Raw genomic sequence first — 25,573 nt, forward strand, 5'->3', positions numbered from 1 at the left:
TTTTTTGGTTTTTCAGAATAATGAACCGTTCAGACCCGACCGGCTCGTCCCTGCCCAGCGAGCGCGAGCGGCTCGATCTGCTCGACGTCGCGCTATTCGTGCGTGCCGCGCTGCTCGCCAACGTGTCGGCGGCCGGGCGCGAGTTCGGGTTGTCGGCGGCGGTCGCGAGCGCGCGGATCGCCCAACTCGAAAAGCTGCTCGGCGCGCGTTTGCTGCATCGGACCACGCGCCGCATCAGCCTCACCCAGGACGGTGAAGTGTTCATGACGCGCGCCGAGGCGCTGCTCGACGCGGCCGCCGCCGCGCGCGCATCGGTCGGCCGCGCGCTGGCCGAGCCGCAGGGACGGCTGCGCGTGTCGATGCCGTCTTCGTTCGGGCGCCAGCATGTGTCGCCGGTGATCAGCGAGTTTCTGCGCCGCTATCCGGGCGTCAGCGTCGATCTGCGCCTGACCGACCAGCTAGTCGATCTGGTCGACGCGGGCATCGATGTCGCGATTCGCGTCGGCGTGCTGAAGGATTCGTCGCTGGTCGCTCGGCGGCTCGCGGTCAACCGCCGCGTGCTGTGCGCGTCGCCCGCCTATCTGGCCGCGCGCGGCACGCCGCATCATCCGTCGGATCTCGCGCGGCACGAGTGCATCATCCTGTCGGCGCAGCGCGACTGGCGCTTCCTGACGCCGGCCGGCCCGCTCGACGTGCGCGTGAGCGGGCGCCTCGTCACCGACAACGGCGAGGTGATTCGCGACGCGCTGCTCGCGGGCTTCGGCATCGCGCTGAAATCGACATGGGACGTGGCACCCTATCTACGCAGCGGCGAACTCGTCAGCGTGCTCGACAGCTATCCGCTGGCTGACGACGTCGCGATCTGGGCCGTGTACCCGAGCCGCGCGTTCGTGCCGCCGAAGACGCTCGCGTTCATCGACTTCGTCGCCGCGCATTTCGGCGATCCACCGTATTGGGATCGCGAGCCGGCTGCAATGGCGCACGTGTAGACGCCACGCCTGGTACGCGGCGTCAGCGCTTGCCGCCCTTCGCGCCGCCCTGCTTGCGATCCGAGTTCACATCGGTATGCGAGTCGTTCTGCGTGCGCTGCTGATACTCGTCGCCACCACGACGGTCGGTATCCTGCAGTCCATGCTCGAGATCCTCATGCGCCTGCTTGCCGACATGGCGCGGCTCGTCTTCGTGCTGCGACTCCGGATGCTGATCGGTTTCATGCGGCAGCGGCGCCCCTGCTTCCTGCAACGTCTTCGGATGCCTGTTCGTGCGCGAGTCGGCTAGCGGCTTCGCTGGCTGGTCGCCATCTGTCGATTGCGGTAGGGTCTTCATTCGATTACTCCTTCGCGAATCGCGTTCGCGCGCCGAGAGCGCACGGTGAATTCGCGGGTTGAATTCAACGATCTGAACGAGCGCTCATCACGCGACGCCCAGCCGTTTTTTCATCGCCGCGGTGATGCGCTGACGCGTCTTCGCATAGTCGGCCCACGGGTCGTTTTTGAGGCCGTCCACGCGCTCGTGGAGGTTGCGGATGTTCCATTGATCGCCGCTCGTCGTGCTGTCCAGTTCCTCCCACGCGAGCGGCACCGACACGCCGAGCCCAGGCCGCGCGCGCGCCGAGAATGCGGCCACCGTGCTCGAGCCGCGGTTGTTGCGCAGATAGTCGATGAAAATCTTCTTCTTGCGATTCTGCGCGCCCATCTTTGCGCTGAAGTACTTCGGCAACGTCGCCGCCATATGCTGCGCGACCGCCTGCGAGAAATCCTTCACTTCGTCCCAGCCGGCCTGCTTCGCGAGCGGCACGACCACGTGCAAGCCCTTGCCGCCGCTCGTCTTGCAGAACGACTTCAGGCCCAGTTCGTCGAGCAGCGAGCGGGTCAGTTGCGCGGCCTCGATCATGCGCTCCCAGCCAAGCGACGGGTCCGGGTCGAGATCGAACACCGCGCGATCGGGCTTTTCGATGTTCGACGCAACCGCATTCCACGTATGAAATTCGACGGTGCCCATCTGCGCGGCGCCGACCAGCGCGGCGAGCGTGTCGATCGTGAGCAGCGGCGGATGGCCCGGATCGAGTCCCTCGTGCTGCGTGACGTGCGGAATTGACAGCTTCTGGCTGTGCTTCTGGAAAAACAGTTCGCCGCCGATATCTTCGGGCGCGCGCACCAGCGCGACCGGCCGCTCACGCAGATGCGGCAGCATCCATTCGGCGATTGATTCGTAGTACTGCACCAGTTCGAGTTTGCTTGCGCCGCTGCTCTTGTCGATCACGCGATCGGGATGCGAGATGCGCACGCCGGCAATTTCGCTCTGCGCGCGCGCGCGTGTTGCCGTGGTACGGGCGGGCGCGCTATCCGCAGCGGCGCTCCTGGCGGTGCCGGCGGTCTTCCTTGCCGCGCGCTTTTTCGGCGCGCCCGTTTGCGGCGCATCGTCCGCGGCGGTTTCGGTTTGCTGTTGCACGTCGGCTCCTTGTCGGGCGGTTTCCCTGACGATCTGGCGCGCCGGCTTGTCGTCGCGCAGGCTGACGAACGATGCCTGACGCACGATGCCGTCGCTCGTCCATTCGGCGAAGTTGCATTCGGCGACGAGCACCGGCTCGACCCAATGCACGGGCGTGCGGCTGCGCTCGCGCGGCGCGCTCGCGAACGGCATGTGCTTGCTCGCGTGCGCGTCGAGCGCCTGTTTGACCGAGCGCAGCAGCGCGGCATCGAAGCCGGTGCCGACGCGCCCCGCGTACTGCAGCCGGCCGTCACCGTCGTAGACGCCGAGCAGCAGCGCGCCAAACGCCGCACGGCTACCGGCCGGCTCGGAGTAGCCGCCGATCACGAACTCCTGGCGGCGTCGGCACTTCAGCTTGATCCACAACGGCGAGCGGCCTGACACATAGCTGCTGTCACGCCGCTTGCCGATGATGCCTTCGAGTCCCATCTCGCACGCGCTGCTGAGAAGCTCGTCGGCGCTGAACGCGAAGTCGTTCGAAAAGCGCAGCACGCGATCGTCGACGCTTTCAAGCAGCGCGCGCAAGATCGCGCGGCGCTGTTCGAGCGGTACGCCGCGCAGGTCGTAGCCGTTCAGGAACGGCAGATCGAACAGATAGATCACGATGTCCTGCGGGCGATGCGCATCGAACGCGTTTTGCAGCGACTGGAAGTTCGGCACGTCGCGTTCATCGAGCACGACCGCTTCGCCGTCGAGCCACGCGCTTTGCAGCTCCAGGTCCGCGAACGCCTCGATCTGCTTGCTGAACTTCGTGGTCCAGTCGTTGCCGTTGCGGGTGAAAACGCTGACGGTACCGCCCTTCGCCTTCGACGCGTGGTCGATGCGCGCGAGCACGCGGTAGCCATCGAACTTGATTTCGTACAGCCAGTTCTCGCCAGGCGGCGCGGTATCGACGAGCGTCGCCAGCTCCGGCGTCAGGCTCGCTGGCAACGCGGCTTTGACCGCGCCTTCTATCGATGGCGATGCGGCGAGCTCGCGTAGCGACTGCGCGCTGCGCGTCGAGACGATGTCGGGGCGTTTGGGATCGGCGGCGCGGCGCGACGATGCGGATTTCGCCGGCTTGCCTGCGCTCGTGGAGTTGCCATCGCGCGACGCTTGGTTGTCCGCTTTCGATTGCTTCGTTTTCCCGCCTTTCGAAGCCGCGTCGGTCAGCACGCTTCCGGGCAGCTCTTTGAGCACGTCATAGTCGCTTTCGTCGCGCGCTTCTTCGTCGCGCTCCTTGATCAACAGCCATTGCTCCTTGTCGCCACTGCCGGGCATATGGCTGCGAACGAGCATCCAGCCGCCGTGCAGCTTCTGGCCGTGCAGATGAAACTTGAGCTTGCCGGCCGCGTACGATCGCGCGGCTTCGGCCGCGCCGCCCGCCGGCTCCCACGTGCCGCGATCCCACACGATCACGGTACCGGCGCCGTAGTTGCCAGGCGGAATCTCGCCCTCGAACGTACCGTATTCGAGCGGATGGTCCTCGACGTGCACCGCGAGCCGCTTGACCGACGGGTCGAGGCTCGGTCCCTTCGGAATCGCCCACGACAGCAGCGCGCCGTTCAGTTCGAGCCGGAAGTCGTAATGCAGACGCCGCGCGTCGTGCTCCTGGATCACGTAGGACAGCGTGGCCGGCGCGGCATGGGTCGCGCGCTTGCCGGTCCTGGCCGCGGCGCGCTTGCGGGCCGCCGCGCCGGCCGGCTCCGGCGTGTCCTCGAAGCGGCGCTTGCGATGATAGAGGTCGAGTCGCTCGTTCACGGCGATGACTCCGGTGCGTTGTGTGCGCGTTGTGTGCGCGTTGTGGGCGCGTTGTGTGCGCGTTGTGTGCGATAGGCGAGTCGTGCGTGCGCTCAAGCCGCCGCGCGCCGTTTGCGCAGTGTTGCCGTGGTTCTGGTTGCGGCGCGGCCGCTGCTGCCGCCACTACCGCTGCGACTGCGCGCCGTGCTTGCAGCGCGAGCCTTTTTGCGCGCGGGGGCGCTCGCCGCTGCAGCGGACTCGGCTTCGCCATCGGCCTTGCGCTCGTCCTCGTCGGCGGTGCGCTTGCGGCCTGTGGCCGCCTGCTTGCCCTTGCCGTGGCCGAGGCTGCGTTTGAGCAGATCCGACAGATCGAGAATGTCGGCGGACTTGCGCGACTCGTGCGGCGTTTCGACTTCGCTGACCTCCTCGGTCTTGCCTGCCTGGATCTTGCGCTCGACGAGCGCCATGATGTCGTCGCGAAACGTATCGTGATACTGCATCGGGTCCCACGCCTCGCTCATGTCGTCGATCAGCTTTTTCGCCATGTCGAGCTCTTTCGCCGACACGCCGGCGGCCTTCATGCCTTCGGGGGGCACCTTGAATTCGTCGAGACCGCGCACCTCGTTGGCCCAGCGCAGCGTGTTCAGCGCGAGCATCGGACCGAGCGGAATCAGCGCCGCCAGATGCTGCTTGTTGTGCAGCACGACACTCGCGACGCCGATCTTGCCCGCTGCCTTCATCGCCTCGCGCAATAGCGCATAGACCTTTTCGCCCTTGCGGTCGGGCGTCAGGAAATACGGTGTGTCGAGATAGAGAAAGGAGATGTCGGGGGCGTCGACGAACGCGAGGATCTCGACCGTCTGCGTCGATTCGGGGTTCGCGGAGCGGATTTCGTCGTCCGACAGCACGACGTAGCGGTCCTTCTCGTACTCGAAGCCGCGCACGATGTTCTCGCGGCTCACGTCCTTGCCGGTGCGCTTGTTGATCTGCTTGTAGCCGATCGGGTCGATCGTGCGCCTGTCGAGCAGATTGAAGCCGACCTTCTCCGACTGCGTCGCCGGATACAGTTGCACCGGCACATGGACGAGCCCGAAACTGATTGCGCCTTTCCAGATCATATGTGCCATCGCGCTCCCCTGTCCCCAAGGCCTGAGATATCCAGCGAAGCAGCAAGCGTGCCCGTGTTTTCAGCGCGCTTCATTCTGCTGCCGTATGTAAAGCATCGGCTGGTCGGCCCGGCGACGTGCCATCACGGGCTGTAAGTCTTGCGACGAGGCGGCAAAACCTACGGCTTGCTTGGTGCGCGCGGTCTACGCGGAGGTCGCATCAAGGCTCGAGCAGGACCGGGACCGACGCAAACCCGCGAAACCTCACGCGGCCCCCCCGCGTCGGCTCGCCATCGACGCGATACGCCGGGAAGCGCTGCACGAAGCGCCCGATCGCAATCCGCGCCTCCAGCCGCGCCAGCGACAAGCCCGCGCACTGATGGATCCCGAAGCCGAACGCGAGATGCCGGTTCGGATCGCGACGGATGTCGAAGCGGTCCGGATCGGCGAACTGCTCCGGATCGCGATTGGCCGCGCCGATGCACAACGTGACCGGCGTGCCGCGCGCGAGCGCGACGCCGCCGATCTCGGTATCGACGGTGGTCATGCGGTTGCCGAGCTGGTTCGAACTCTCGAAGCGCAAACACTCCTCGACCGCGCTGCCGATCAACTCGGGCTCCCGCAGCAGCGCGGCACGCTCGGCGGGCCATTCGCTCAGCGTGACGAGGCCGTTGCCGATCAGGTTGGTGGTCGTTTCATGCCCCGCGTTCAGGATGAAAATGCAGTTCTGCAGCAGTTCCGCTTCCGATAGCTGCTCGTCCGGCCCCTCCCCCTGAATCAGCCGTGTCAGCACGTCGTGCTGCGGATCGCCCGGTTCGCGGCGGCGGCGTGCGACGAGGCCGCGCAGATAGTCGACGAATTCGCTGACCGCGCGATTGCCGCGCTCGAACTGCGCGTCGGTCAACGACGGCTCGAGCGCGCCGAGTATCGCGAGCGACCAGTCGCGCAGCGGCGCGCGCTCCTCGTGCGGCACGTCGAGCAGATTGCCGATCACCTCGACCGGAATCGCCGACGCGAACTCGCCGATCAGATCGATACGCCCGCTGTGCGCAGCCGCATCGAGCAGGCCGTCGACGAGCCGGATCAGCGCGGGCTCCATCGCCGCGATCGCGCGCGCCGTCAGCGCGCCGGCGATCAGCTTGCGTACCCGCGTGTGGCGCGGCGGATCATTGAACACGAGGCTCGTCGTGTGATGCGCGTAGAGCGGCGAGTCGCCGTATTTCGGCCGGAACTCGACGGTCTTGTCGGAACTGAAGGTCTTCGGGTCGCGGTAGACCGCCTGCACATCGCGAAAGCGCGTCAGGAACAGCGACCCGTCCGGCATGCGCCTGATCGGCTCGTAGCTGCGCAGTGCGTGATAGACCGGATAGGGATCGGCGTAGAACGCCGGGCTCAGATGACGCAGATCGAAGTCGCGGACAAGAGAGGATGCGTCGCTGGCGGATGCCGGGGTCATGCGTTGTCTCCGTGGGGCGTCTTGTTGCGCCTGTTGGGGTGTTGGGTTCGTGTGACCGTATTGGTTTGGCCTGTTCTGTCACGGCGATGCGCCGAACGCCGGCTTCAGCCAACGCGACGGCTGCACCACACGCTGCGATGCGTCAGTATGAACCGCGCGCCGCCTGCTTGCACGGCAAAGCCGGCACAGCCGCCTGCGACGGGCCAACGCACAGAACCGATACAATAGCGGGATTTTCCGCGCGCCACGCGCCTCTTTCTTCCCGCGTCACTGGTCGTCCATGAACCTCGTCATTCAAAGCGTCGCCCCCCTTTCCGCCGACCACCACAAAACGCTCGTCGCGCTTGCGCGCGGCTCGCGCGCCGCCGTCATCGACGAGAACGCGATTCGCATCGCCGACGCGAATCGCGCGCAACGTGCCGACGTCGAAGCGTATTGCTACACGCATCAACTCGATTACGCGTTTGTCGAAGCCGGACGCCAGTTGCACGACTTCGGCCTCGTTGCGATGGACATGGATTCGACGCTGATCACGATCGAGTGCATCGACGAGATTGCCGATTTCTGCGGACTCAAAGCCGAAGTCGCGGCGATCACCGAGGCAGCGATGCGCGGCGAGATCAAGGACTTCAACGAGAGCCTGACGCGTCGCGTCGCACTGCTGAAAGGGCTCGACGCCAGCGCGCTCGAGCGCGTGTACGAAGAGCGGCTGCAGTTGTCGCCGGGCGCCGAACGCATGCTGGCCGGCGCGAAACAGGCGGGCCTGAAAACGCTGCTCGTGTCGGGCGGCTTCACGTTCTTCACCGCGAAGCTGAAGGCGCGCCTCGGCCTCGATTTCACGCATGCGAACACGCTTGAAATTGTTGACGGCAAGCTGACGGGCAACGTGATTGGCGAGATCGTCAATGCCGACGTGAAAGCGCGCACGCTGCGCGAAACCTGCGCGACGCTCGGCATGGAACCGTCGCGCGCGATTGCGATGGGCGACGGCTCGAACGACCTGAAAATGATGGCCGAAGCGGGACTTTCCGTTGCGTTCCGCGCGAAGCCGGTGGTGCGGGAAGCAGCCAGCGTGTCGTTCAATTTCGTTGGACTGGACGGCTTGCTGCGATTGGTTTGAGGCTGGCGATCGAGGGTTTCGTGATCGCGTCGGCAAGGCGACCGGCGCGCTAGCGACCCGCGCGAACCGCGGCGTTATTTTGGAACAGGCGAACACCAACCCGCAGCGGGCGCGATGAGCGCAAGCGTAAAGATCGGCCCGGCGATCGACACAGCGAGATTCAGCAACAGCCAGAAGAAAAGATTCATCGAAGCCCCTCCCCGAGCGCGGCAACGTTATTCGGCAAGCACACGATCGTAGTGTCGCGAAGCGGCATTGAACATTCGGCCAAACGGTCAGGTCTGCTTGATACTTCGGGCAAAGAAAAAGCCCGCCGGGAACACATCCCGGCGGGCTTCTCGAACCACCGAATCGAACAGGGCTTGCGCGCGTTAAGCGAGCGTCGCGAGGCTCTGCTCGATATCCGCGCGCAGATCCGCCTCGTCCTCGAGACCGATATAGAAGCGCACCAGCGTGCCCCGGTGCGGCCACTGCGCCGCGGTGCGCATCGACGCGATGTCGTAAGGCATTGCGAGGCTATGCGCGCCGCCCCAGCTCCAGCCGAGCGAAAACAGTTCGAGCGATTCGCAGAACGTGTCGATCTGCGCCGCGCTGTATCGCTCGTCGAACACGACCGAGAACAGTCCGCCCGCGCCGCTGAAATCGCGCTTGTACACTTCGTGCCCCGGACAGTCGGCGAACGCAGGATGCAGCACCGCGACGATTTCCGGCCGGCTCTTCAACCACGCCGCGAGCGACAGCGCCGCGCGATCGTGCTGCGCGAAACGCAGCTGCATGCTCGGCAGGCTGCGCAGGATCAACGAGCAGTCGTCCGAGGACACGCCGATGCCCATGCGCATGCGCGCCGCCTTCAGCTTCACATGCACGTCGCGGTCGACCGTGATGGTCGCACCCATCAGCACGTCGCCGCCGCCCGACTGGTATTTGGTCAGCGCCTGCACCGAGATGTCGACGCCGTGGTCGAACGGCCGGAACGCGAGGCCCGCGGACCATGTGTTGTCGATCGCGGTGACGACCTTGCGCGCGCGCGCCGCCGCCGTGATGGCCGGCACGTCGGGTACTTCCATCGTCACCGAACCGGGCGCCTCGATCCAGATCAGGCGCGTGTTCGGCTGGATCACATCGGCGATGCCCGCGCCGATCAGCGGATCGTAGTAGCGCGCCGTGACGCCGAAGTCGCGCGCGAGCCAGTCGCCGTGGTCGCGGTTGGGCGAATAGACGTTGTCGGGAATCAGTACGTCGTCGCCGGCCTTCACGAGGCCGAAGTAGACGTTCGAGATCGACGACAGCCCCGACGGTTGCAGCAGCGCATGATTGCCACCCTCGATCGCGGCGAGGCGCTGCGCGAGCGCGATCTGCGTCGGCGTCGCATGCAGGCCGTAGCGCCATTGCGCGTCGTTCTTCCAGTCGAGCGCGCGCATCGCGGCGAGGTCGGGGAACACCACCGTCGACGCACGCGTGACCGGCGTCGAGAACGATTCGAAGCCCGGCGTGATGTCGTCCTCGGCACGCACGATGCGGGTTTGCAGGCCGTGTTTGAATTTGGATTCAGTCATGTGAGGTTCGATGAAAAACTCAGTGAAGCGGACCGGAAGCGACGATCGCGCCGCGCGATTCCGGATGCGCGGCGGGCGTGCGCATCAGTCGCCCGTTTGCAGGTTGCTGACGCCGCCCACCGGGTGCCCGCCGGCAGCGGGCGCCGTCGTTGCGCCGTTGGTCGCGGCCGGTTGCGGAGTTGGGGTTGCAGCCTTCGCCGCCGCGGCGGCACCGGCCGAACCGGCCGCCGGCGCCGCCTGCCCCGCCGCCAGCGGCTTCAGGTTGAACTGCTGCGGGTTCGAATCGTCGACGTTCATGCGGTCGCCTTCGAGCGAGCCGTCCGCCGCGAACTTGCCGACCCAGTTGCCGGTGATATGCGTGCCGTCGTTCGATTCCTCGACTTCGAGCGTATCGCCGTCGCGGTCGCCCGCGATCAGGATCACCTCGCCGCTATCGGTGTACTGATACTCGCCGTGCACGCCGGACGGATCGTCGGTCTTGGGCCCGAGCCGCAGCACGATCGGCCGCGTGCCGAGCGTGCCCACGTAGCGCGGAAACTTCGCGAACTCGGCGCTTGGTTTCAGCGGCAGCTGGATCGGCGGCGGCGCGGCCAGCTCCTTGACCGCATCGCTTTCCGCCCAGGCCTGCGACGGCATCCACAGAACCGTGCCGGCGCACAACAGCGCGGCGGCGCTCGCCACCACGCCGGCATGCCGGCGCAACGCGCGCGTTGCCGTGCGCGTTGCCGAACCCTTCGTCACTTTCGCTTCCTGCATCCTGTCCGTCCTTGTTGCTGGTTCCTGCCTGCTACCTATGCCGAGCCGGCCTGCCGCGCGCTCACAGACGCTCGAAAACCGCCGCGATGCCCTGGCCGCCGCCGATGCACATCGTGACGAGCGCATAGCGCCCGCCGATGCGCTGCAGCTCGTACAGCGCCTTCACGGTGATCAGCGCGCCGGTCGCGCCGATCGGATGGCCGAGCGAAATGCCCGAGCCATTCGGATTGACCTTGGCCGGATCGAAACCGAGCTCCTTGCTGACCGCGCAGGCCTGCGCGGCGAATGCCTCGTTGGCCTCGATCACGTCGAGATCGGCGACCGTCAGACCAGCCCGTTCGAGCGCCTTGCGGCTCGCCGGCACCGGCCCGATGCCCATGTACGCCGGATCGACGCCCGCATGCGCGTACGACACGAGCCGCGCCAACGGCTTCACGCCGCGCCGCTCGGCGACGCTGCGCTCCATCAGCACGACGGCCGCGGCCGCGTCGTTGATGCCCGACGCGTTGCCCGCCGTCACCGTGCCGTTCTCCTTCTGGAACACCGGCTTCAGCTTCGCGAAGTCGTCCGCCGTCGCGTTCAGCCGCGCGTGCTCGTCGGTGTCGAACACGACGTCGCCCTTCTTCGAGGGGATCGTGATCGGCAGAATCTGTTCCTTGAAGTAGCCGCTCGTGATCGCGTGGGCCGCGCGGCGATGCGACTCGAGCGCGAGCGCGTCCTGCGCGTCGCGTGAGATGTCGTACTTGCGCGCGACGTTCTCTGCGGTCACGCCCATGTGGATCGACTGAAACGGATCGTTGAGCGCGCCGACCATCATGTCGACCAGACGCGCGTCGCCCATGCGCTGACCGAAGCGCCCGGCCGGCATCGAATACGGCGCGCGGCTCATGTTTTCCGCGCCGCCGCCGATTGCGATATCGGCGTCGCCCAACAGCACGCTTTGCGCGGCCGACACGATTGCCTGCAAGCCCGAGCCGCACAGCCGGTTCACCGTCAGCGCTGGCGTATGCTGCGCGACCCCGCCGTTGATCGCCGCGACGCGCGCGAGATACATGTCTTTCGGCTCGGTGTGCACGACGTTGCCGAACACGACGTGCCCGACTTCGTCGCCTGACACGCTCGCACGCTCGAGCACTTCGCGCACGACGCGCGCGCCGAGATCGGTCGGTGCGAAATCCTTCAGGCTGCCGCCGAAGGTACCAATTGCCGTGCGTACAGCGCTTACCACCACTACGTCCCGTTGCATCGCTTGCCCCTCCTGTTGTCTCTCCAGTTCGACTGGATGATTGCGCCAACGCGGGCCATACTGCGCCGCGCGCGGCTTAAGTAATAGTTAGCCCGCCAGCAGCCGCTCGACGCTCTCGCGCGACGGAATCGGCGCGACCGCGCCATAGCCTTGCGTCGACAGCGCGGCGGCGACGTTCGCGTAGCGCGCGGCGGCAAATGGATCGTCGCCCGCGACGATACGCGCGATGAATGCGCCGCCGAAGCAGTCGCCGGCGCCGGTCGCATCGACCGCATTGACGACGTGGCCCGGTACGACGCGCCGCTCGTTCGGTGTCGCGATATACGAGCCGTCCTTGCCGAGCTTCAGCGCGACCACGCTCGGCCCATGCGCCAGCAGAAAATCGACGATCTCGTCGCGGCCGGTCAGCCCCGTCAGTTCGGTGACGTCGTCCCAGCTGGGCAGGCAGATATCGGTCTGGCGGATCGCCTCGAGCATCACCGCGCGCGCTCGCGCGAGCGGCCACAGCTTCAGACGCAGATTGGTGTCGAAGCTCACGCGCACGCCGTTCGCGCGCGCATGCGCGATCGCTTCGAGCGCGGCGTCGCAGGCGCTGACGCTGATCGCGAGACTGATGCCCGACAGATGGATGACCTTCGCCGCCGCGAGCGCGTCGCGCGGCAGATCGGCCGGCGCGTAGCGGCTCGCCGCCGAGCCCGCGCGCAGATAGTCGAACGCGTGACCATTGGGGCCGTGGGACACGAAATAGACGCCGGTCGGCGCTTGCGCATCGACACGCACGAACGACGTGTCGACCTGCTCGCGCTCCCACAGATCGACGAGCAGGCGGCCGAAATGATCGGCGCCGACCGCCGACACGAAGCCGGTCTTCGCACCCTGGCGCGAGGCCGCGATGCAGAAGTTCGACGTGTCGCCGCCGAAGCCTTGCAGGTAATTCGGCTGATCCTTCGCCGACTGGTTGAATTCGATCATCGCCTCGCCAAGCGCGAGGATCTCCGGTGTTTGAGCTTCAGGCCGTGCGGCCGCGCTGAGCGTCATTGCTTAGACCTCGCCCCACAGATCGTGGCCGTCCGCGCCGGTGATTTTGACCGACACGAAATCGCCCACCTTGTAGCGCTTGGACGCCTTGGTGGACGGCGCAATGTAGACGACGCCGTCGATCTCCGGCGCATCCGCCGCGGTGCGGCCGATGCCGCCGTCAGCGTTGATTTCGTCGACCAGCACCTTCAGCGTCTTGCCGACCTTCTTCGCGATGCGCTTCGCCGACACCTGCTCGGCCACTTCCATGAAGCGCGCGCGACGTTCCTCACGCACTTCGTCGGGCAGCGCGCCGTCGAGCTCGTTCGCGCTCGCGCCTTCGACCGGCGAATACGCGAAGCAGCCGACGCGATCGAGCTCCGCCTCGCGGATGAAATCGAGCAGCGTTTCGAACTGTTCTTCGGTCTCGCCAGGAAAGCCGGCGATGAACGTGCTGCGAATGGTCAGATCCGGGCAGACCTCGCGCCACGCCTTCACGCGCTCCATCACCTTCTCGGCGTTGGCCGGGCGCTTCATGCGCTTGAGCACTTCCGGATGCGCGTGCTGGAACGGCACGTCGAGATACGGCAGCACGTGGCCCTTGAACGGACCCTCGGCCATCATCGGAATCACTTCGTCGACGCTCGGATACGGATACACGTAATGCAGACGCACCCACGCGCCGTATTGCGCGGCGAGCTCACCGAGCGCGGCGACCAGATCGGTCATGCGCGTCTTGATCGGCTTGCCGTTCCAGAAACCGGTGCGGTATTTGACGTCGACGCCGTAGGCGCTGGTGTCCTGCGAAATCACCAGCAGTTCCTTCACGCCCGACTTGAACAGATTCTCCGCTTCGAGCATCACCTCGGCGACCGGGCGCGACACGAGGTCGCCGCGCATCGACGGGATGATGCAGAACGTGCAGCGGTGATTGCAGCCTTCGGAGATCTTCAGGTACGCGTAGTGGCGCGGCGTGAGCTTGACGCCCGCGGCGGGCACCAGATCGACGAACGGATCGTGCGGCTTCGGCAAATGGCTGTGCACCGCCTGCATCACCTCGCCGACCGCGTGCGGGCCGGTCACGGCGAGCACCTTCGGATGCACTTCCTCGATCAGCCCCGTACCGCTCGCGCTCTTCTTCGCGCCGAGGCAGCCGGTGACGATCACCTTGCCGTTTTCGTTGAGCGCTTCGCCGATCGCGTCGAGGCTCTCCTGCACGGCTTCGTCGATGAAGCCGCAGGTGTTGACGACCACGAGGTCCGCACCGTCATAGGTGCCGGAGATTTCGTAGCCTTCGGCGCGCAGCTGGGTGATGATCTGCTCGGAATCGACGAGGGCCTTGGGGCAGCCGAGGGAAACGAAGCCGACTTTCGGCGTGGCGCCCGGCGCGGCCGGAGCGTTCGAGGGGGTGGAAGACATGGGGAACCGCTTGAAGACGTTAAACCCTGAATTGTAGCGGTTCGCCACCGCCACCGCTCGTAAGTCTTTGAATTCTAGTCTTCAAACGGCGATGAGTTCGGCGCGGTCAGGTTGAGCCAGCGCGCGGTTTTCGGCGCTGAAAAGGTCGTCGTTCTTCGGCAACGGCGCCGGCATCGGCGCGCCTGCGGCCGCGAGCGCCTCGCCGATCACCGTAAGAATTTCGTCAGAATCCTGCACTCGCCGGATCGCCGCATGCAGCTCTGCCGCTTGCGGCCAGGTCCGTTGCAGATAGCTGAGCCACTTCTTGACGCGGCCATGCTCATGGGTCAGCGAGCCGTGCGAGCGCAGCTTGTGCATGTAGCCGACGATCGAACCGAGCACGTGTTGCCATTCGTCGGGCGACGGACACGGGTCCATGAGCCCGCGGATTCGCTGCGCGAGGAACGGGTCGGATACTGCGCCGCGCCCGATCATCACGTCCGCGCAGCCGCTGATCGACCGGCAGCGCTGCCAGTCCGACACGGTCCAGACTTCGCCGTTCGCGATGACCGGCACGTCGACTGCGTCGTCGATGCGGGCGATCCACTCCCAGTGGGCAGGTGGCCGGTAGCGGTCGTCGCGGGTGCGCGCATGCACGACGAGCGAGGCCGCGCCGCCGTCCGCGAGCGCCTGCGCGCATTCGATCGCCCGCGACGTGTCGGACACGCCGAGGCGCATTTTTGCCGTGACCGCGATATCGGCCGGCACCGCGGCGCGCACGGCCGAGACGATCTGGTTCAGCAACTTCGGGTTCGCCAGCAGCATCGCGCCACCGCCATGCTGATTGACGACTTTGGCGGGACAGCCGAAGTTCAGGTCGATACCGTACGGCGACAGCGTAGCCGCATGCGCGGCATTGCGCGCCATCCATTCGGGATCGCTGCCGAGTAGCTGGATCACCATCGGCGTGCCGCCGGCGGTCACGCTCGCATGCAGGATTTCGGGCGCCTCGCGCTCGTAGACGCGCGTCGGCAGTAGCGAGCCCGTGATGCGGATGAACTCGGACACGCAGCCGTCGAAGGCGCCCGGGCTCGTCAGCACGTCGCGCAGCACGTAGTCCGCAAGCCCTTCCATTGGGGCGAGAAACAGCCGGCTCATGGGGATGTGGGTGAACGGCGGATCAGCGAAGAATGATCCGTACGGTCTGCGAAACGGAAGACACCGACGCGATCAGGGAAACGGTTTGAAACATAGGGCGGGTCCAGCGGAAGGAAAACGGTAACGGCGCAAGCGGCGATGTGCCGGCGGTGGACGCAACGGACATCGAGCCGCAGCCGGAATCCGGTTCCGAGGGAAAGCGTCCCGCACGCGCGGGCCGCCATTGTAGCGCGTCGGCGGCTGCGCACTCCCGCGAGCCATGCTGGGGGATTGGCAGCGGTGCTGAATGTCAACGGTAGGCCGACGACCAGTCCCCGGCTCAGCCGGTGTGCGAATCGCGTGGTCAAGTTGCAACGATGAAGGTCGGCTTCGCGTCCGCTGGCTACCCCGAAAGCCCTCGTCAACCCGAGCAGACCTCGCCGTCACTCATTCGCTCACTTCTTCTCCGGCTCCGGATTCCCCTGCGGCGTAGCTGGTGCATTGCTCGCGTTGCTCGCATTGACCGCCCCGCCCGGCGTGAATGGGAACGTGGCGAACATCGTCTTCGCCTGGTTCTGCATCTGCTCCTGCATTTGCACGAACATGTTCTTCGATTGCTCGATATAGCTGGTCATCATGCCCTGCATCATCGGCGCCTGCATGTTCATGAACTGCGACCAGACTTCCGGGTTCATCGCCTTGCCTTCATAGAGATTCTTCGACTGATCGGCGAGCTTCGCCTGAATGTCGATGAAGGCCTGGATGTTCTTTTCCAGATACGTGCCCATCATGCCCTGCATAGCATGACCGTAGAACCGGATGATCTGCGACAGCATCGACGACGAGAACATCGGCAGCCCGCCGCTCTCTTCTTCGAGAATGATCTGCAGCAGGATCGAGCGCGTCAGGTCCTCGTTGCTTTTGGCATCGATCACCTTGAAGTCTTCCTGATCGAGCACGAGCTGCTTCACATCGGTGAGCGTGATGTAGGTGCTCGTCTCGGTGTCGTAGAGCCGACGATTCGGATATTTCTTGATCAGTCGTTCGGCCGTTTTCTTTGTAGTAGTAGTCATGTAACGCCTTTAAGCTCGAGTTAAGCAAACGCGGAAACGGCGTCCGGGCTGTGCAATAGGATTCATTGCGCAGCCGGGACGCCGGCGAAACCATCTGAGCCGAAGCGCGCCGCCTTCCGGTCCGGCGCGCCGATGGCTCAGCCCATATGCAAGCCGCCATTCAGTGAAAAATCGGCGCCCGTGGAGAAGCCTGATTCTTCCGACGCGAGCCACGCGACGATCGAGCCGATTTCGTCCGGCTGACCGAGGCGGCGCACCGGAATCGTCGCAACGATTTTTTCCAGCACGTCCGGGCGGATCGCCTTGACCATGTCGGTGCCGATGTAGCCCGGCGACACGGTGTTGACCGTCACGCCCTTGGTCGCGACTTCCTGTGCGAGCGACATCGTGAAGCCGTGAATGCCGGCCTTCGCGGTCGAGTAATTGGTCTGGCCGAACTGGCCCTTCTGGCCGTTCACCGACGAAATGTTGATCACGCGGCCAAAGCCACGCTCGACCATGCCGTCGATCACCTGCTTGGTGACGTTGAACAGGCTGGTCAGGTTGGTGTCGATCACCGCCGTCCAGTCTTCGTGCGTCATCTTGCGGAACACGACGTCGCGCGTGATGCCCGCATTGTTCACCAGAATGTCGATCTCGCCGACTTCGGCCTTGACCTTGTCGAATGCGGCCTTGGTCGATTCCCAGTCGCCGACGTTGCCCTCGGAGGCGACGAAGTCGAAGCCGAGTGCCTTCTGCTCTTCGAGCCACTTCACACGGCGCGGCGAATTCGGGCCGCAGCCCGCGATCACCTTGTAGCCTTCCTTGTGCAGACGCTGGCAGATGCTTGTGCCGATACCGCCCATGCCGCCCGTTACGTACGCAATTCGCTGTGTCATAAATCACACTCCGTTATCGTTGTCGAGGCGCCTGCCGGCGGCCTCGTGCCTCGCCTGATGCTGGTTCACGTTGCCGCCGGGCGACCGTCTGGCAACGCGCACTGCCGGCACTCGTCATCTGGCCGCGCGCGAACGGTCGCGAAGGCGCGCGGCGTATCCAGCGTACTTCAAATGCGCTCGACCGCGAGCGCGACACCCATGCCGCCGCCGATACACAGCGAAGCCAGACCCTTCTTCGCATCGCGCTTCTGCATTTCGTGCAGCAGCGTGACGAGAATCCGGCAGCCGGACGCGCCGATCGGATGGCCGATCGCAATCGCGCCGCCGTTCACGTTGACCTTCGACGTGTCCCAGCCCATCTGCTGATGCACGGCGAGCGCCTGCGCGGCGAACGCTTCGTTGATTTCCATCAGGTCGAGGTCGGCCGGCGTCCAGCCCGCGCGCTCGAGGCAGCGGCGCGAAGCCGGCACCGGGCCCATGCCCATCACCTTCGGATCGACACCCGCGTTCGCGTACGCCTTGATGCGTGCAAGCGGCGTGAGACCGAGCGCTTCCGCTTTTTTCAGCGACATCACCAACACGGCGGCCGCGCCGTCGTTCAGACCCGATGCGTTCGCCGCCGTCACCGAGCCTTCCTTCGAAAACGCCGGCTTCAGGCTCGCGAGCGATTCGGCCGTTACGCCATGACGCACGAATTCGTCGGTGGCGAAGCGCAGCGGCTCGCCCTTGCGTTGCGGGATCTCGACCGGCACGATTTCGTCGTTGAAGCGTCCCGCCTTCTGCGCGGCTTCGGCCTTGTTCTGCGACAGCGCCGCGAACGCGTCCTGCTGTTCGCGCGTGATGCCGTATTCCTTGGCGACGTTTTCAGCCGTCACGCCCATGTGGTACTGGTTGTAGACGTCCCACAGGCCGTCGACGATCATCGAGTCGATCAGCTTCGCGTCGCCCATGCGGAAACCGTCGCGCGAACCCGGCAGCACGTGCGGTGCGGCGCTCATGTTTTCCTGGCCGCCTGCCACGACGATGTCCGCGTCGCCGGCGATGATCGCGTTGGCCGCGAGCATCACGGCCTTCAGACCGGAGCCGCACACCTTGTTGATCGTCATGCCCGGCACGGCCGACGGCAAACCCGCCTTGATCAGCGCCTGACGCGCGGGGTTCTGACCGGAGCCCGCCGTCAGCACCTGGCCCAGAATAACTTCGCTCACCTGTTCCGGCTTCACGCCAGCCCGTTCGAGTACGGCGCGCACCGCGACCGCGCCGAGTTCAGGTGCGGCAACCTTGGCCAGCGACCCACCAAACTTGCCCACTGCAGTACGAGCGGCCGATACGATCACAACATCAGTCATTTCCATATCCTCCGGGCACCTCGGCCAACTGCGCCGCAGCCCGTTACGTTAAAAATTGCGTTGCAACTTGCGTTGCTCACACGCCTTCATCAACCAGACGCTCATTCACCTGCCAAACATCGATACATCTGCCGACCGCGCACGCTAGCCAACGTCGACAGCTACGTCGGACGCGCGCGGCAAGCCTTTACGTTAAACCTATTCGCGTTGCCGCACGTAGCGGCCCGGCGCCGGCTCGATCACCGGGAATTCGTCGGAGCCCAGCGTGGCGTGCGGCTTCACTTTCTTGCCGCCGTACTGATCGAGCCACTCGGTCCATTCGGGCCACCAGCTGCCGGGCACCTCGGTCGCCGCGCCGAACCATTCGTCCGCGCTTGCGGGCAGCGTCTTCGCGTCGGTATCGAGCTTCCAGAAGCTGCGCTTTTTCTTCGCGGGCGGATTGATCACGCCGGCGATATGGCCCGACGCGCCGAGCACGAACTTCAGCGGTCCGGTGAGCAGCGGCGCCGACGCATACGCGGTTTGCCACGGCACGATATGGTCTTCGCGCGAACCGTAAATGAAGGTCGGCACGTCGATCTTCGACAGATCGATCGGCTCGCCGCAGGTGGTCAGCGCACCCGGCACGCGCAGCTTGTTCTCGAGATACGTGTTGCGCAGATACCAGACGTACATCGGGCCCGGCAGACTGGTCGAGTCGCTGTTCCAGTACAGCAGGTCGAACGGCACCGGCGTGCGGCCCTTCAGATAATTGTCGACGACGTAGTTCCACACGAGGTCGTTCGGACGCAGGAACGAGAACGTGTTCGCGAACTCGATGCCGCGCATCAGTCCCGGCGGCGCGCCGTTCTTGCCGCCGATGGTCTGCTCGCGCATCTGCACATGCGCCTCGTCGACGAACACGTCGAGCACGCCCGTGTCGGAGAAGTCCAGCATCGCGGTGAGCAGCGTCATCGACGCGGCCGGGTGTTCGCCGCGCGCCGCGGCCACCGCGAGCGCGGTGGCGAGCATCGTGCCGCCGACGCAAAAGCCGAGCGTATTGATCTGCTCGCGGCCGCTGATCTTGCGCACCGTGTCGATCGCGGTGAGCACGCCCTCGCCGATGTAGTCGTCCCACGTCTTGTGCGCGACCGACTGATCCGCGTTGCGCCACGAAATCAGGAACACCTGGTGGCCCGAATCAAGCCCGTGCGCGACGAGCGAGTTCTCCGGCTGCAGATCGAGGATGTAGAACTTGTTGATGCACGGCGGCACGATCAGGAGCGGCCGCTCGCGCACGGTCGGCGTACGCGGCTTGTACTGGATCAGCTGCAGCAGATCGTTCTCGAACACGACCGAGCCTTCGGTGTTCGCGAGGTTCTCGCCGACCGCGAAACGCGATTCGTCGGTTTGGGAAATCTTGCCGCGCTGCATGTCGCCGAGCAGGTTCATCACGCCCTGGCGCAGACTCTCGCCCTTGCTGTCAAGCAGCGTTTTCTGCGCTTCGGGATTCAGCGCGAAGAAGTTGCTCGGCGAGGCCGCCGCGGTCCACTGCTGGACCGCGAAGCGAATGCGCTCGCGGGTTTTCGGCGCGGTGTCGAGCGCGTCGACCATCTGCTGCAGATAGCGCGCGTTCAGCAGATACCATGCGGCGGTAAACGCGTAGGCCGGCGCCTGGCTCCACGCGTCCGCGCTAAAGCGCCGGTCCTTGAGCTCGGGCGGCTTGATCGCCGATGTGGTGGCCTGCTGGATCAGCTCGATTGCCTCGCGCGAGTAGTCGGTCTGCAGTTTCTGCAAACGCTCGGACGGAATCGCGGCGGTGGGAATGTTCAGTCCCTGCAACGACGGCAGCGCGCCGGCGGCCAGCTTGCTGAAGTCGGGCATGCCGGGGAACGCCGGTATTTGCGGAAAGCCCGCCGTGATCTGCGCGAGGTCCGGCATCTGCGGCATCGAGGGCATCTGGAACGCCGTGCCATCGGGCGGCGCGCCGAACGAACGCCAGGCGTTCATCCACGCGTCGAGAAATTGCTGCATGCCTGCGGCTGACGATGCACCGCTCGTACCGGCCTGCTGCGTCTGCTCCTTCGAGGAGTCCGTGCTGGGAGAAGCTGAGGAATGAGATGCTGCCATACCTGCTTTTGACCGGTAAGTCCTTGCGGACGGGTTGAGAGGCAGGTTCGTGCGCACGTACCGATTGCTCGTTACTTCGTCACGCCCTGTCCCATGAACGAGGAGGAGCTTGGGAGGAACATTCTTGCTCCCCATCACAAGGCATGTCAATGCTTGTTCCCGATTTTGCCGCAGTGCGATAGTTTTTTAATTATCGTTTTCCCTGTATGGCAAATCGCGCTTTTGCGAATCAAATGATCCATGCCGCGCGCAAAACAAAAAACTCCTGCGGCGCATAGCACTTAAGCATATTTATTGGTTCGGCCGCCCACATAACCGGAGGGCGATTCGCGCTATCGGCGGCCCTTCCGGCAGCGCAACAAAAAAGGCGCGTGAAGGCCGGGGGACAGGCCTTCAGCGCCGGATCCGCAGTGGGACTCCTCAATAACGAACCGGTGCGCATTCACGCGAAATAAAACCACCGTTCGATTTTAAAAAGTATGACGAGATTCGCACGGGCGCCACCCCGAATTAATCGGCAATTGATTGCGCCTGTTCGTCGATCCAGATCAACGCGGCCATCCGGCCGGTTTCGCGGTCACGGCGATACGAATAAAAACGCTCGCGCAGCGTCACCGTGCACAGATCGCCGCCGCTGATGCGCGTAAGGCCGAGCCGCTGCAGGCGCAGGCGCGCAAGCGCCGGCAGATCGGCGAGATATTTGCCGGCATTCTCGGGATGCGCGACGAACGCTTGCGCGGTCGCATCGCGTTGTGCGTCGTCGACACCAGTCATGAAGGCGTCACGCACGTCTGAGCCGACTTCGAATGCGCTGGGCCCGATCGACGGTCCGAGGTACGCGTGCAGTTCGCTCGCCTTCACACCCGCCAGCGCCGCGACCCGCGCGGCGGTCTGCTCGACGATGCCCGCCGCGAGTCCGCGCCAGCCGGCATGCGCGGCGCCGACCGCGCGCCCCGCTTCGTCGCACAACAGCACCGGCATGCAATCGGCGACCATCACCGCGCACGCGATGCCCGCGCGATCGGTGACGCTCGCGTCGGCGCGCGCCGGTGCGCCATGCTCGCGCGCGTACGCGAGCGCATCCTCGGCGCGGACGATGCCGGCGCCGTGGACCTGTTCGAGCCACGCCGTCTCGCGAACCTCGGTGAGCGCGACGAGCCGTGCACGATTGCTCGCGACCGCGGCGGGATCGTCGCCGCTCTTCATGCCCAGGTTCAAACCGCCGGGCTGGTCAGCGCCGTCGCGCCAGCGGCCGAACGGCGCGCCGCTGACGCCGCCGTCGCGCGTGGTCACGAGCGCGCGCACGCGCGGCGAGACGTTCCATGCGGGCTGCACGACATCGGCAAAACCCAGCTCTGGCAGATTCGTGCTCATGCGTGATCGTCCTCGTCGTGATCGTCGCGATCGTCGTGGCCGCTCTCTTCATCGTACGCGGCGGCGTCGGACGATGCATCGTAGTCCTCATCCTCGTCGTACCCGTCGTCGAACTCGCCCGCGTCGTCGCGACCCAGACCGAGCGCCGCTGACAACGCCTCGATATCGGCCGGCACGTCGGCGCGCCACTGCATCGAGCGGCCGGTTTTCGGATGGATCAGACCGAGCCGCCACGCGTGCAGCGCCTGGCGCGCGAAGCCGTCCGGCAACGGCGTGACCGAGCGCTTGCCGCGCGCGCGTCCGTACACGGGATCGCCGAGCAGCGGATGGCCGATATGCGCGCAGTGCACCCGAATCTGATGCGTGCGCCCCGTCTCCAGATCGCAATGAATCGCCGTGACCGGCTGACGCTGCCAGATCGCCGAGGTCACGCGCCGGAAATGGGTGCGCGCCGGCTTGCCGGCCGCGCCCGTCACCACGGCCATGCGCGTGCGCTCGCGCGGATCGCGGCCGATCGGCGCGTCGATCGTGCCTTCGTCGGGCATGTTGCCCCACACGAGCGCGAGATAGCGACGCTTGACCGTGCGCGCCTGCAACTGACGCACGAGGTCGGTCTGCGCCTCTAGCGTGCGCGCCACCACCATCAGGCCCGAAGTCTCCTTGTCGAGTCGATGCACGATGCCCGCGCGCGGCAGACCCGCCGCGGCCTCGCCATAGCGGTGCAGCAGACCGTTCAGCACGGTGCCGCTCCAGTTGCCGGCCGCCGGATGCACGACCATGCCGGCCGGCTTGTTGATGACGACGAGCGTGTCGTCCTCGTAGACGATGTCGAGCGGCACCGGCTCGGGCGTGAAGGCGAGCTGCTCGGGCAGCAGATCGGGCACCAGCTCGATCGTGGCGCCAAGCGGCACCGGCTGGCGGATCTTCGCCGGCTTGCCGTCGACGCGCACCCGCTGCGCCTCGATCCAGCTTTGCAGACGGCTGCGCGAGAACTCCGGAAATACCTTGGCGAGCACCTTGTCGAGGCGCTCGCCGGCCAGTTCGTCGGGTACCACGACGCTGCGCGGCGCTTCGTCGGCCGCACGAACGGGCACGGGCGCCGTCGTTGCCGCAAAGCCTTGCGGACTGCTTGCGGCGAGCGCCTCTGCGGCGAAATCATCGTCGAGGGAATCGACGCCCAACGCGTCGGCCGGGTCGGCGCTTACGCTATAATCTTCGTTGCTATTCCCGGCGCCTGCGGTGCCTGGAGTATTTGAGCGGGTCATTGAGTCTGGGTCACCTGGACGTAAAGCTAGACTGGAAAATGCGAGCCTTGAACACCATCACTGAAGCGGCGATCAATTTGGCGGCCATCAAGAAGGCGGCCCGGAAAGTGGCCGGATACGTTGCGTGCGCCGCGGCCGTCGTCGCTGTTGCGGCTTGCCACGGCCTGCCGGAGAAGACCGACGAAACGGCAACGTGGACCAACAACAAATTATATACGGAGGCGAACGACGCCCTGACCGGTGGTGACTGGGGCAAGTGCGCGAAGTATTTCGAGATGCTCGAAGGCCGCGACCCGTTCGGCCACTTCGCCCAGCAGGCGCAGATCAACGTCGCGTACTGCAACTGGAAAGACAACGAAAACGCCGCCGCCGACCAGGCCATCGACCGCTTCATCCAGCTGCACCCGGATCATCCGGACATTGCCTACGCGTACTACCTGAAGGGCATGATCCACTTCAACGACGACCTCGGTCTGTTCGGCCGCTTCTCGGGCCAGGATATGAGCGAGCGCGATCCGAAGTCGCTGCGCGAGTCGTATGACGCGTTCAAGGTCGTGGTGGACCGCTTCCCGAACAGCAAGTACGCACCGGACGCCGCGCAGCGCATGCGCTACATCGTCAACGCGCTCGCCTCGCACGAAGTCCACACGGCGGACTACTACTATCGCCGCGGCGCCTATGTCGCCGCGATCAACCGAGCGCAGCTCGCGTTGCGCGAGTACAAGAACGCGCCGGCCATCGAAGATGCGCTGCACATCATGATCCTGTCGTACGAGAAGCTGAACAACCAGCAACTCGCCGACGACACGCGTCGCGTGCTGGCCGGCACCTTCCCCGACAGCCCGTACGTCACTGGCAAAGCACGGCCCGGCACGGCGAAGTCGTGGTGGCAGTTCTGACGCCTCACGCGCCGACGGTACGCTGACCGTCGTCCGGAAACGAAAACGCCACGACCCAGGTCGTGGCGTTTTCGTTTATGCCGGCCGCAAAACTCAATCGCGCTCGAACAGCGCAATCGATTCCACGTGCGACGTATGCGGAAACATATTGACGACGCCCGCGCCCACCAGCCGATAGCCGGCCTCGTGCACGAGCAGCCCGGCATCGCGCGCGAGCGTGGCCGGCGCGCACGACACGTAGACGATGCGCTTCGGCAGCGGCCCGTCGCCGCTCTGCGCGATCTCCGCGAGCGCCTTCGCGATCGCGAGCGCGCCTTCGCGCGGCGGGTCCACCAGGAACTTGTCGAAGTGACCGAGCGCGCGCAGATCGTCGGCGGTGACTTCGAACAGGTTGCGGCATGCGAACGACGTATGCCCTGCGACGCCATTCAGCTCCGCGTTCGCGAGCGCGCGCTGGGTGAGCACTTCGCTGCCCTCGATGCCGACCACTTCCCGCGAGACTCGCGCGAGCGGCAGCGTGAAGTTGCCGATCCCGCAGAACAGGTCGAGCACGCGGTCCGTGCGCGCGGGCGCCAGCAGACGTAACGCGCGGCTCACCAGCACACGGTTGATCGCGTGATTGACCTGGGTGAAGTCAGTCGGCTTGAACGGCATGCGGATGCCATATTCCGGCAGCGTGTAGTCGAGCTGCACGTCGAGCGGATAAAGCGGCGTGACCGTGTCGGGACCACCCGGCTGGATCCAGAACTGGACGTTGTGCTCGTCGGCGAACTCGCGCAGCACCTGCTCGTCCCCCGCCGTCAGCGGCTCGAGGTTGCGCACGACGAGCGCCGTGACCGACGAGCCGACCGCGAGCTCGAGCTGCGGCATGCGGTCGTAGATCGACAGCTTGCGGACCATGAAGCGCAGCGGCATCAGCATCGCCGATACATGCGGGGGCAGCACCTCGCAGGTCTTCATGTCGGCGATATAGCTGCTCTTCTTCTCATGAAAGCCGATGCGCATGCCGCCGCGCTCGGGCAGAAAGCGCACCGCGAGGCGCGCGCGATAGCGATAACCCCAGGACGGTCCGTGAATCGGCCGGAACACCGTTTCTGGGCGCAGCTTCGCCAGATGCTGCAGGTTGTCCTCGAGCACGCGCTGCTTGACCGCCACCTGCGCGCGCATGTCGAGATGCTGCATCGAGCAGCCGCCGCAGACGTTGAAGTACGTGCATTTCGGCGTCGTGCGGATCACGCTTTCGCGGAACACCTGGACGACTTCGGCCTGCTCGAATTTCGGCTTGCTGCGATGCGTCGAGTAGCTGACGAGCTCACCGGGCAGTGCGCCTTCGACGAACACCACCTTGCCTGGCGTGCCGTCTTCGCTCGCGGTGCGGCCCACGCCGCGCGCTTCCATATCGAGCGAAACGATTTCGATGACCGGTTCGTTGCCGGTAATGACGGGCGCGGACGCCGGGGCGTGCGCCCTGGCATGCTTCGATGAGCGCCGCGGCGAGCGACGTTGGGGGGCAGTTCGGGACACCTGCGGACTTCCTGACAAGCTGTGGGGAAAGGCGAGATTGTAGACGAAGCGCAGGGCTTGCCCGCGATGCGCTGCGGACCATGCCCGCGGCGCGAGCGGAT

At 65.5% G+C, this 25,573-nt stretch carries 20 protein-coding genes; 3 read left to right on the forward strand and 17 right to left on the reverse strand.

Annotation, left to right across the window (positions count from 1 at the left end):
* The first annotated feature begins 20 nt into the window (after window positions 1-20).
* Window positions 21-989, forward strand: coding sequence for a LysR family transcriptional regulator (locus tag L0U84_RS10775; protein WP_233849781.1), 969 nt, complete (start codon window positions 21-23; stop codon window positions 987-989).
* Window positions 990-1,011: 22 nt separating this feature from the next.
* Here L0U84_RS10775 and L0U84_RS10780 read toward each other — a convergent pair whose 3' ends face one another.
* From L0U84_RS10780 to L0U84_RS10795, 4 genes are all read right to left on the reverse strand, one after another.
* Entirely contained in the window at window positions 1,012-1,326 is a 315-nt protein-coding gene (locus L0U84_RS10780; RefSeq protein WP_233849782.1) for a hypothetical protein, read from the reverse strand.
* 87 nt (window positions 1,327-1,413) lie between these two features.
* Window positions 1,414-4,230: a DNA ligase D gene (gene ligD, locus L0U84_RS10785; protein ID WP_233849783.1), complete on the reverse strand. Its 2,817-nt coding sequence runs from the start codon at window positions 4,228-4,230 to the stop codon at window positions 1,414-1,416.
* A 92-nt stretch (window positions 4,231-4,322) separates the two neighbouring features.
* Complete coding sequence (gene ku / locus L0U84_RS10790) at window positions 4,323-5,336, reverse strand: non-homologous end joining protein Ku (RefSeq protein ID WP_233849784.1); 1,014 nt, start codon at window positions 5,334-5,336, stop codon at window positions 4,323-4,325.
* 199 nt (window positions 5,337-5,535) lie between these two features.
* Entirely contained in the window at window positions 5,536-6,771 is a 1,236-nt protein-coding gene (locus L0U84_RS10795; RefSeq protein ID WP_233849785.1) for a cytochrome P450, read from the reverse strand.
* Between the two features lie 280 nt (window positions 6,772-7,051).
* Between L0U84_RS10795 and serB the strand changes: the two genes are divergently transcribed.
* Entirely contained in the window at window positions 7,052-7,891 is an 840-nt protein-coding gene (gene serB / locus L0U84_RS10800; RefSeq protein WP_233849786.1) for a phosphoserine phosphatase SerB, read from the forward strand.
* 371 nt (window positions 7,892-8,262) lie between these two features.
* On the opposite strand, the gene L0U84_RS10805 is transcribed toward serB, so the two are convergent.
* The 12 genes from L0U84_RS10805 to L0U84_RS10860 all read right to left on the reverse strand — a co-directional run bounded on the left by L0U84_RS10805 (window position 8,263) and on the right by L0U84_RS10860 (window position 23,049).
* Window positions 8,263-9,447 carry a cystathionine beta-lyase gene (locus L0U84_RS10805; protein ID WP_233849787.1) on the reverse strand — a complete coding sequence of 395 codons (1,185 nt, stop codon included), beginning with the start codon at window positions 9,445-9,447 and terminating at the stop codon, window positions 8,263-8,265.
* 84 nt (window positions 9,448-9,531) lie between these two features.
* Window positions 9,532-10,203, reverse strand: coding sequence for a hypothetical protein (locus L0U84_RS10810; RefSeq protein WP_233849788.1), 672 nt, complete (start codon window positions 10,201-10,203; stop codon window positions 9,532-9,534).
* Between the two features lie 61 nt (window positions 10,204-10,264).
* Complete coding sequence (gene bktB, locus L0U84_RS10815) at window positions 10,265-11,449, reverse strand: beta-ketothiolase BktB (protein WP_233849789.1); 1,185 nt, start codon at window positions 11,447-11,449, stop codon at window positions 10,265-10,267.
* Between the two features lie 87 nt (window positions 11,450-11,536).
* Window positions 11,537-12,487 carry a sugar kinase gene (locus L0U84_RS10820; protein WP_233849790.1) on the reverse strand — a complete coding sequence of 317 codons (951 nt, stop codon included), beginning with the start codon at window positions 12,485-12,487 and terminating at the stop codon, window positions 11,537-11,539.
* Between the two features lie 3 nt (window positions 12,488-12,490).
* On the reverse strand, window positions 12,491-13,885 hold the full coding sequence (gene rimO / locus L0U84_RS10825; protein WP_233849791.1) for a 30S ribosomal protein S12 methylthiotransferase RimO: 1,395 nt from the start codon (window positions 13,883-13,885) through the stop codon (window positions 12,491-12,493).
* 81 nt (window positions 13,886-13,966) lie between these two features.
* The gene (locus L0U84_RS10830) at window positions 13,967-15,022 is read right to left on the reverse strand and encodes a tRNA dihydrouridine synthase (protein ID WP_233849792.1); all 1,056 of its coding nucleotides are present in this window, start codon (window positions 15,020-15,022) and stop codon (window positions 13,967-13,969) included.
* Between the two features lie 434 nt (window positions 15,023-15,456).
* A complete protein-coding gene (phaR, locus tag L0U84_RS10835) occupies window positions 15,457-16,074 on the reverse strand; it encodes a polyhydroxyalkanoate synthesis repressor PhaR (RefSeq protein WP_018432058.1) in 618 nt (205 codons plus the stop codon).
* Between the two features lie 137 nt (window positions 16,075-16,211).
* Window positions 16,212-16,952 carry a 3-ketoacyl-ACP reductase gene (locus L0U84_RS10840; RefSeq protein ID WP_233849793.1) on the reverse strand — a complete coding sequence of 247 codons (741 nt, stop codon included), beginning with the start codon at window positions 16,950-16,952 and terminating at the stop codon, window positions 16,212-16,214.
* A 167-nt stretch (window positions 16,953-17,119) separates the two neighbouring features.
* Window positions 17,120-18,301 carry an acetyl-CoA C-acetyltransferase gene (locus L0U84_RS10845; protein WP_233849794.1) on the reverse strand — a complete coding sequence of 394 codons (1,182 nt, stop codon included), beginning with the start codon at window positions 18,299-18,301 and terminating at the stop codon, window positions 17,120-17,122.
* Window positions 18,302-18,499: 198 nt separating this feature from the next.
* Window positions 18,500-20,314, reverse strand: coding sequence for a class I poly(R)-hydroxyalkanoic acid synthase (gene phaC / locus L0U84_RS10850; RefSeq protein ID WP_233849795.1), 1,815 nt, complete (start codon window positions 20,312-20,314; stop codon window positions 18,500-18,502).
* A 606-nt stretch (window positions 20,315-20,920) separates the two neighbouring features.
* Entirely contained in the window at window positions 20,921-21,784 is an 864-nt protein-coding gene (gene pgeF, locus L0U84_RS10855) for a peptidoglycan editing factor PgeF (protein WP_233849796.1), read from the reverse strand.
* Window positions 21,781-23,049: an RluA family pseudouridine synthase gene (locus tag L0U84_RS10860; protein WP_233849797.1), complete on the reverse strand. Its 1,269-nt coding sequence runs from the start codon at window positions 23,047-23,049 to the stop codon at window positions 21,781-21,783. The genes pgeF and L0U84_RS10860 overlap by 4 nt, the downstream gene beginning before the upstream one ends.
* 38 nt (window positions 23,050-23,087) lie before the next feature.
* Here L0U84_RS10860 and L0U84_RS10865 point away from each other — a divergent pair, with 38 nt between their 5' ends.
* Window positions 23,088-23,948, forward strand: coding sequence for an outer membrane protein assembly factor BamD (locus L0U84_RS10865; protein ID WP_233849798.1), 861 nt, complete (start codon window positions 23,088-23,090; stop codon window positions 23,946-23,948).
* A 93-nt stretch (window positions 23,949-24,041) separates the two neighbouring features.
* Here the strand turns inward: L0U84_RS10865 and rlmD are convergent, their stop codons facing one another.
* Window positions 24,042-25,472, reverse strand: coding sequence for a 23S rRNA (uracil(1939)-C(5))-methyltransferase RlmD (gene rlmD / locus L0U84_RS10870; protein ID WP_233849800.1), 1,431 nt, complete (start codon window positions 25,470-25,472; stop codon window positions 24,042-24,044).
* Window positions 25,473-25,573: the final 101 nt, after the last annotated feature.

Origin of the sequence: Paraburkholderia sp. HD33-4 (genome assembly GCF_021390635.1) — a bacterium.
Classification (GTDB): Bacteria; Pseudomonadota; Gammaproteobacteria; order Burkholderiales; family Burkholderiaceae; genus Paraburkholderia.

What these genes read in the sequence shown, in the direction of transcription:
- L0U84_RS10775 (WP_233849781.1), top strand. Translation starts at nt 21, where the DNA reads ATGAACCGTTCAGACCCGACCGGCTCGTCCCTGCCCAGCGAGCGCGAG.
- L0U84_RS10810 (WP_233849788.1), bottom strand. Translation starts at nt 10,203, where the DNA reads ATGCAGGAAGCGAAAGTGACGAAGGGTTCGGCAACGCGCACGGCAACG.
- L0U84_RS10820 (WP_233849790.1), bottom strand. Translation starts at nt 12,487, where the DNA reads ATGACGCTCAGCGCGGCCGCACGGCCTGAAGCTCAAACACCGGAGATC.
- L0U84_RS10805 (WP_233849787.1), bottom strand. Translation starts at nt 9,447, where the DNA reads ATGACTGAATCCAAATTCAAACACGGCCTGCAAACCCGCATCGTGCGT.
- phaR (WP_018432058.1), bottom strand. Translation starts at nt 16,074, where the DNA reads ATGACTACTACTACAAAGAAAACGGCCGAACGACTGATCAAGAAATAT.
- rimO (WP_233849791.1), bottom strand. Translation starts at nt 13,885, where the DNA reads ATGTCTTCCACCCCCTCGAACGCTCCGGCCGCGCCGGGCGCCACGCCG.
- serB (WP_233849786.1), top strand. Translation starts at nt 7,052, where the DNA reads ATGAACCTCGTCATTCAAAGCGTCGCCCCCCTTTCCGCCGACCACCAC.
- L0U84_RS10845 (WP_233849794.1), bottom strand. Translation starts at nt 18,301, where the DNA reads ATGACTGATGTTGTGATCGTATCGGCCGCTCGTACTGCAGTGGGCAAG.
- pgeF (WP_233849796.1), bottom strand. Translation starts at nt 21,784, where the DNA reads ATGAGCACGAATCTGCCAGAGCTGGGTTTTGCCGATGTCGTGCAGCCC.
- L0U84_RS10830 (WP_233849792.1), bottom strand. Translation starts at nt 15,022, where the DNA reads ATGAGCCGGCTGTTTCTCGCCCCAATGGAAGGGCTTGCGGACTACGTG.
- bktB (WP_233849789.1), bottom strand. Translation starts at nt 11,449, where the DNA reads ATGCAACGGGACGTAGTGGTGGTAAGCGCTGTACGCACGGCAATTGGT.
- L0U84_RS10865 (WP_233849798.1), top strand. Translation starts at nt 23,088, where the DNA reads ATGCGAGCCTTGAACACCATCACTGAAGCGGCGATCAATTTGGCGGCC.
- L0U84_RS10860 (WP_233849797.1), bottom strand. Translation starts at nt 23,049, where the DNA reads ATGACCCGCTCAAATACTCCAGGCACCGCAGGCGCCGGGAATAGCAAC.
- L0U84_RS10780 (WP_233849782.1), bottom strand. Translation starts at nt 1,326, where the DNA reads ATGAAGACCCTACCGCAATCGACAGATGGCGACCAGCCAGCGAAGCCG.
- phaC (WP_233849795.1), bottom strand. Translation starts at nt 20,314, where the DNA reads ATGCAGCAATTTCTCGACGCGTGGATGAACGCCTGGCGTTCGTTCGGC.
- L0U84_RS10795 (WP_233849785.1), bottom strand. Translation starts at nt 6,771, where the DNA reads ATGACCCCGGCATCCGCCAGCGACGCATCCTCTCTTGTCCGCGACTTC.
- L0U84_RS10840 (WP_233849793.1), bottom strand. Translation starts at nt 16,952, where the DNA reads ATGACACAGCGAATTGCGTACGTAACGGGCGGCATGGGCGGTATCGGC.
- ku (WP_233849784.1), bottom strand. Translation starts at nt 5,336, where the DNA reads ATGGCACATATGATCTGGAAAGGCGCAATCAGTTTCGGGCTCGTCCAT.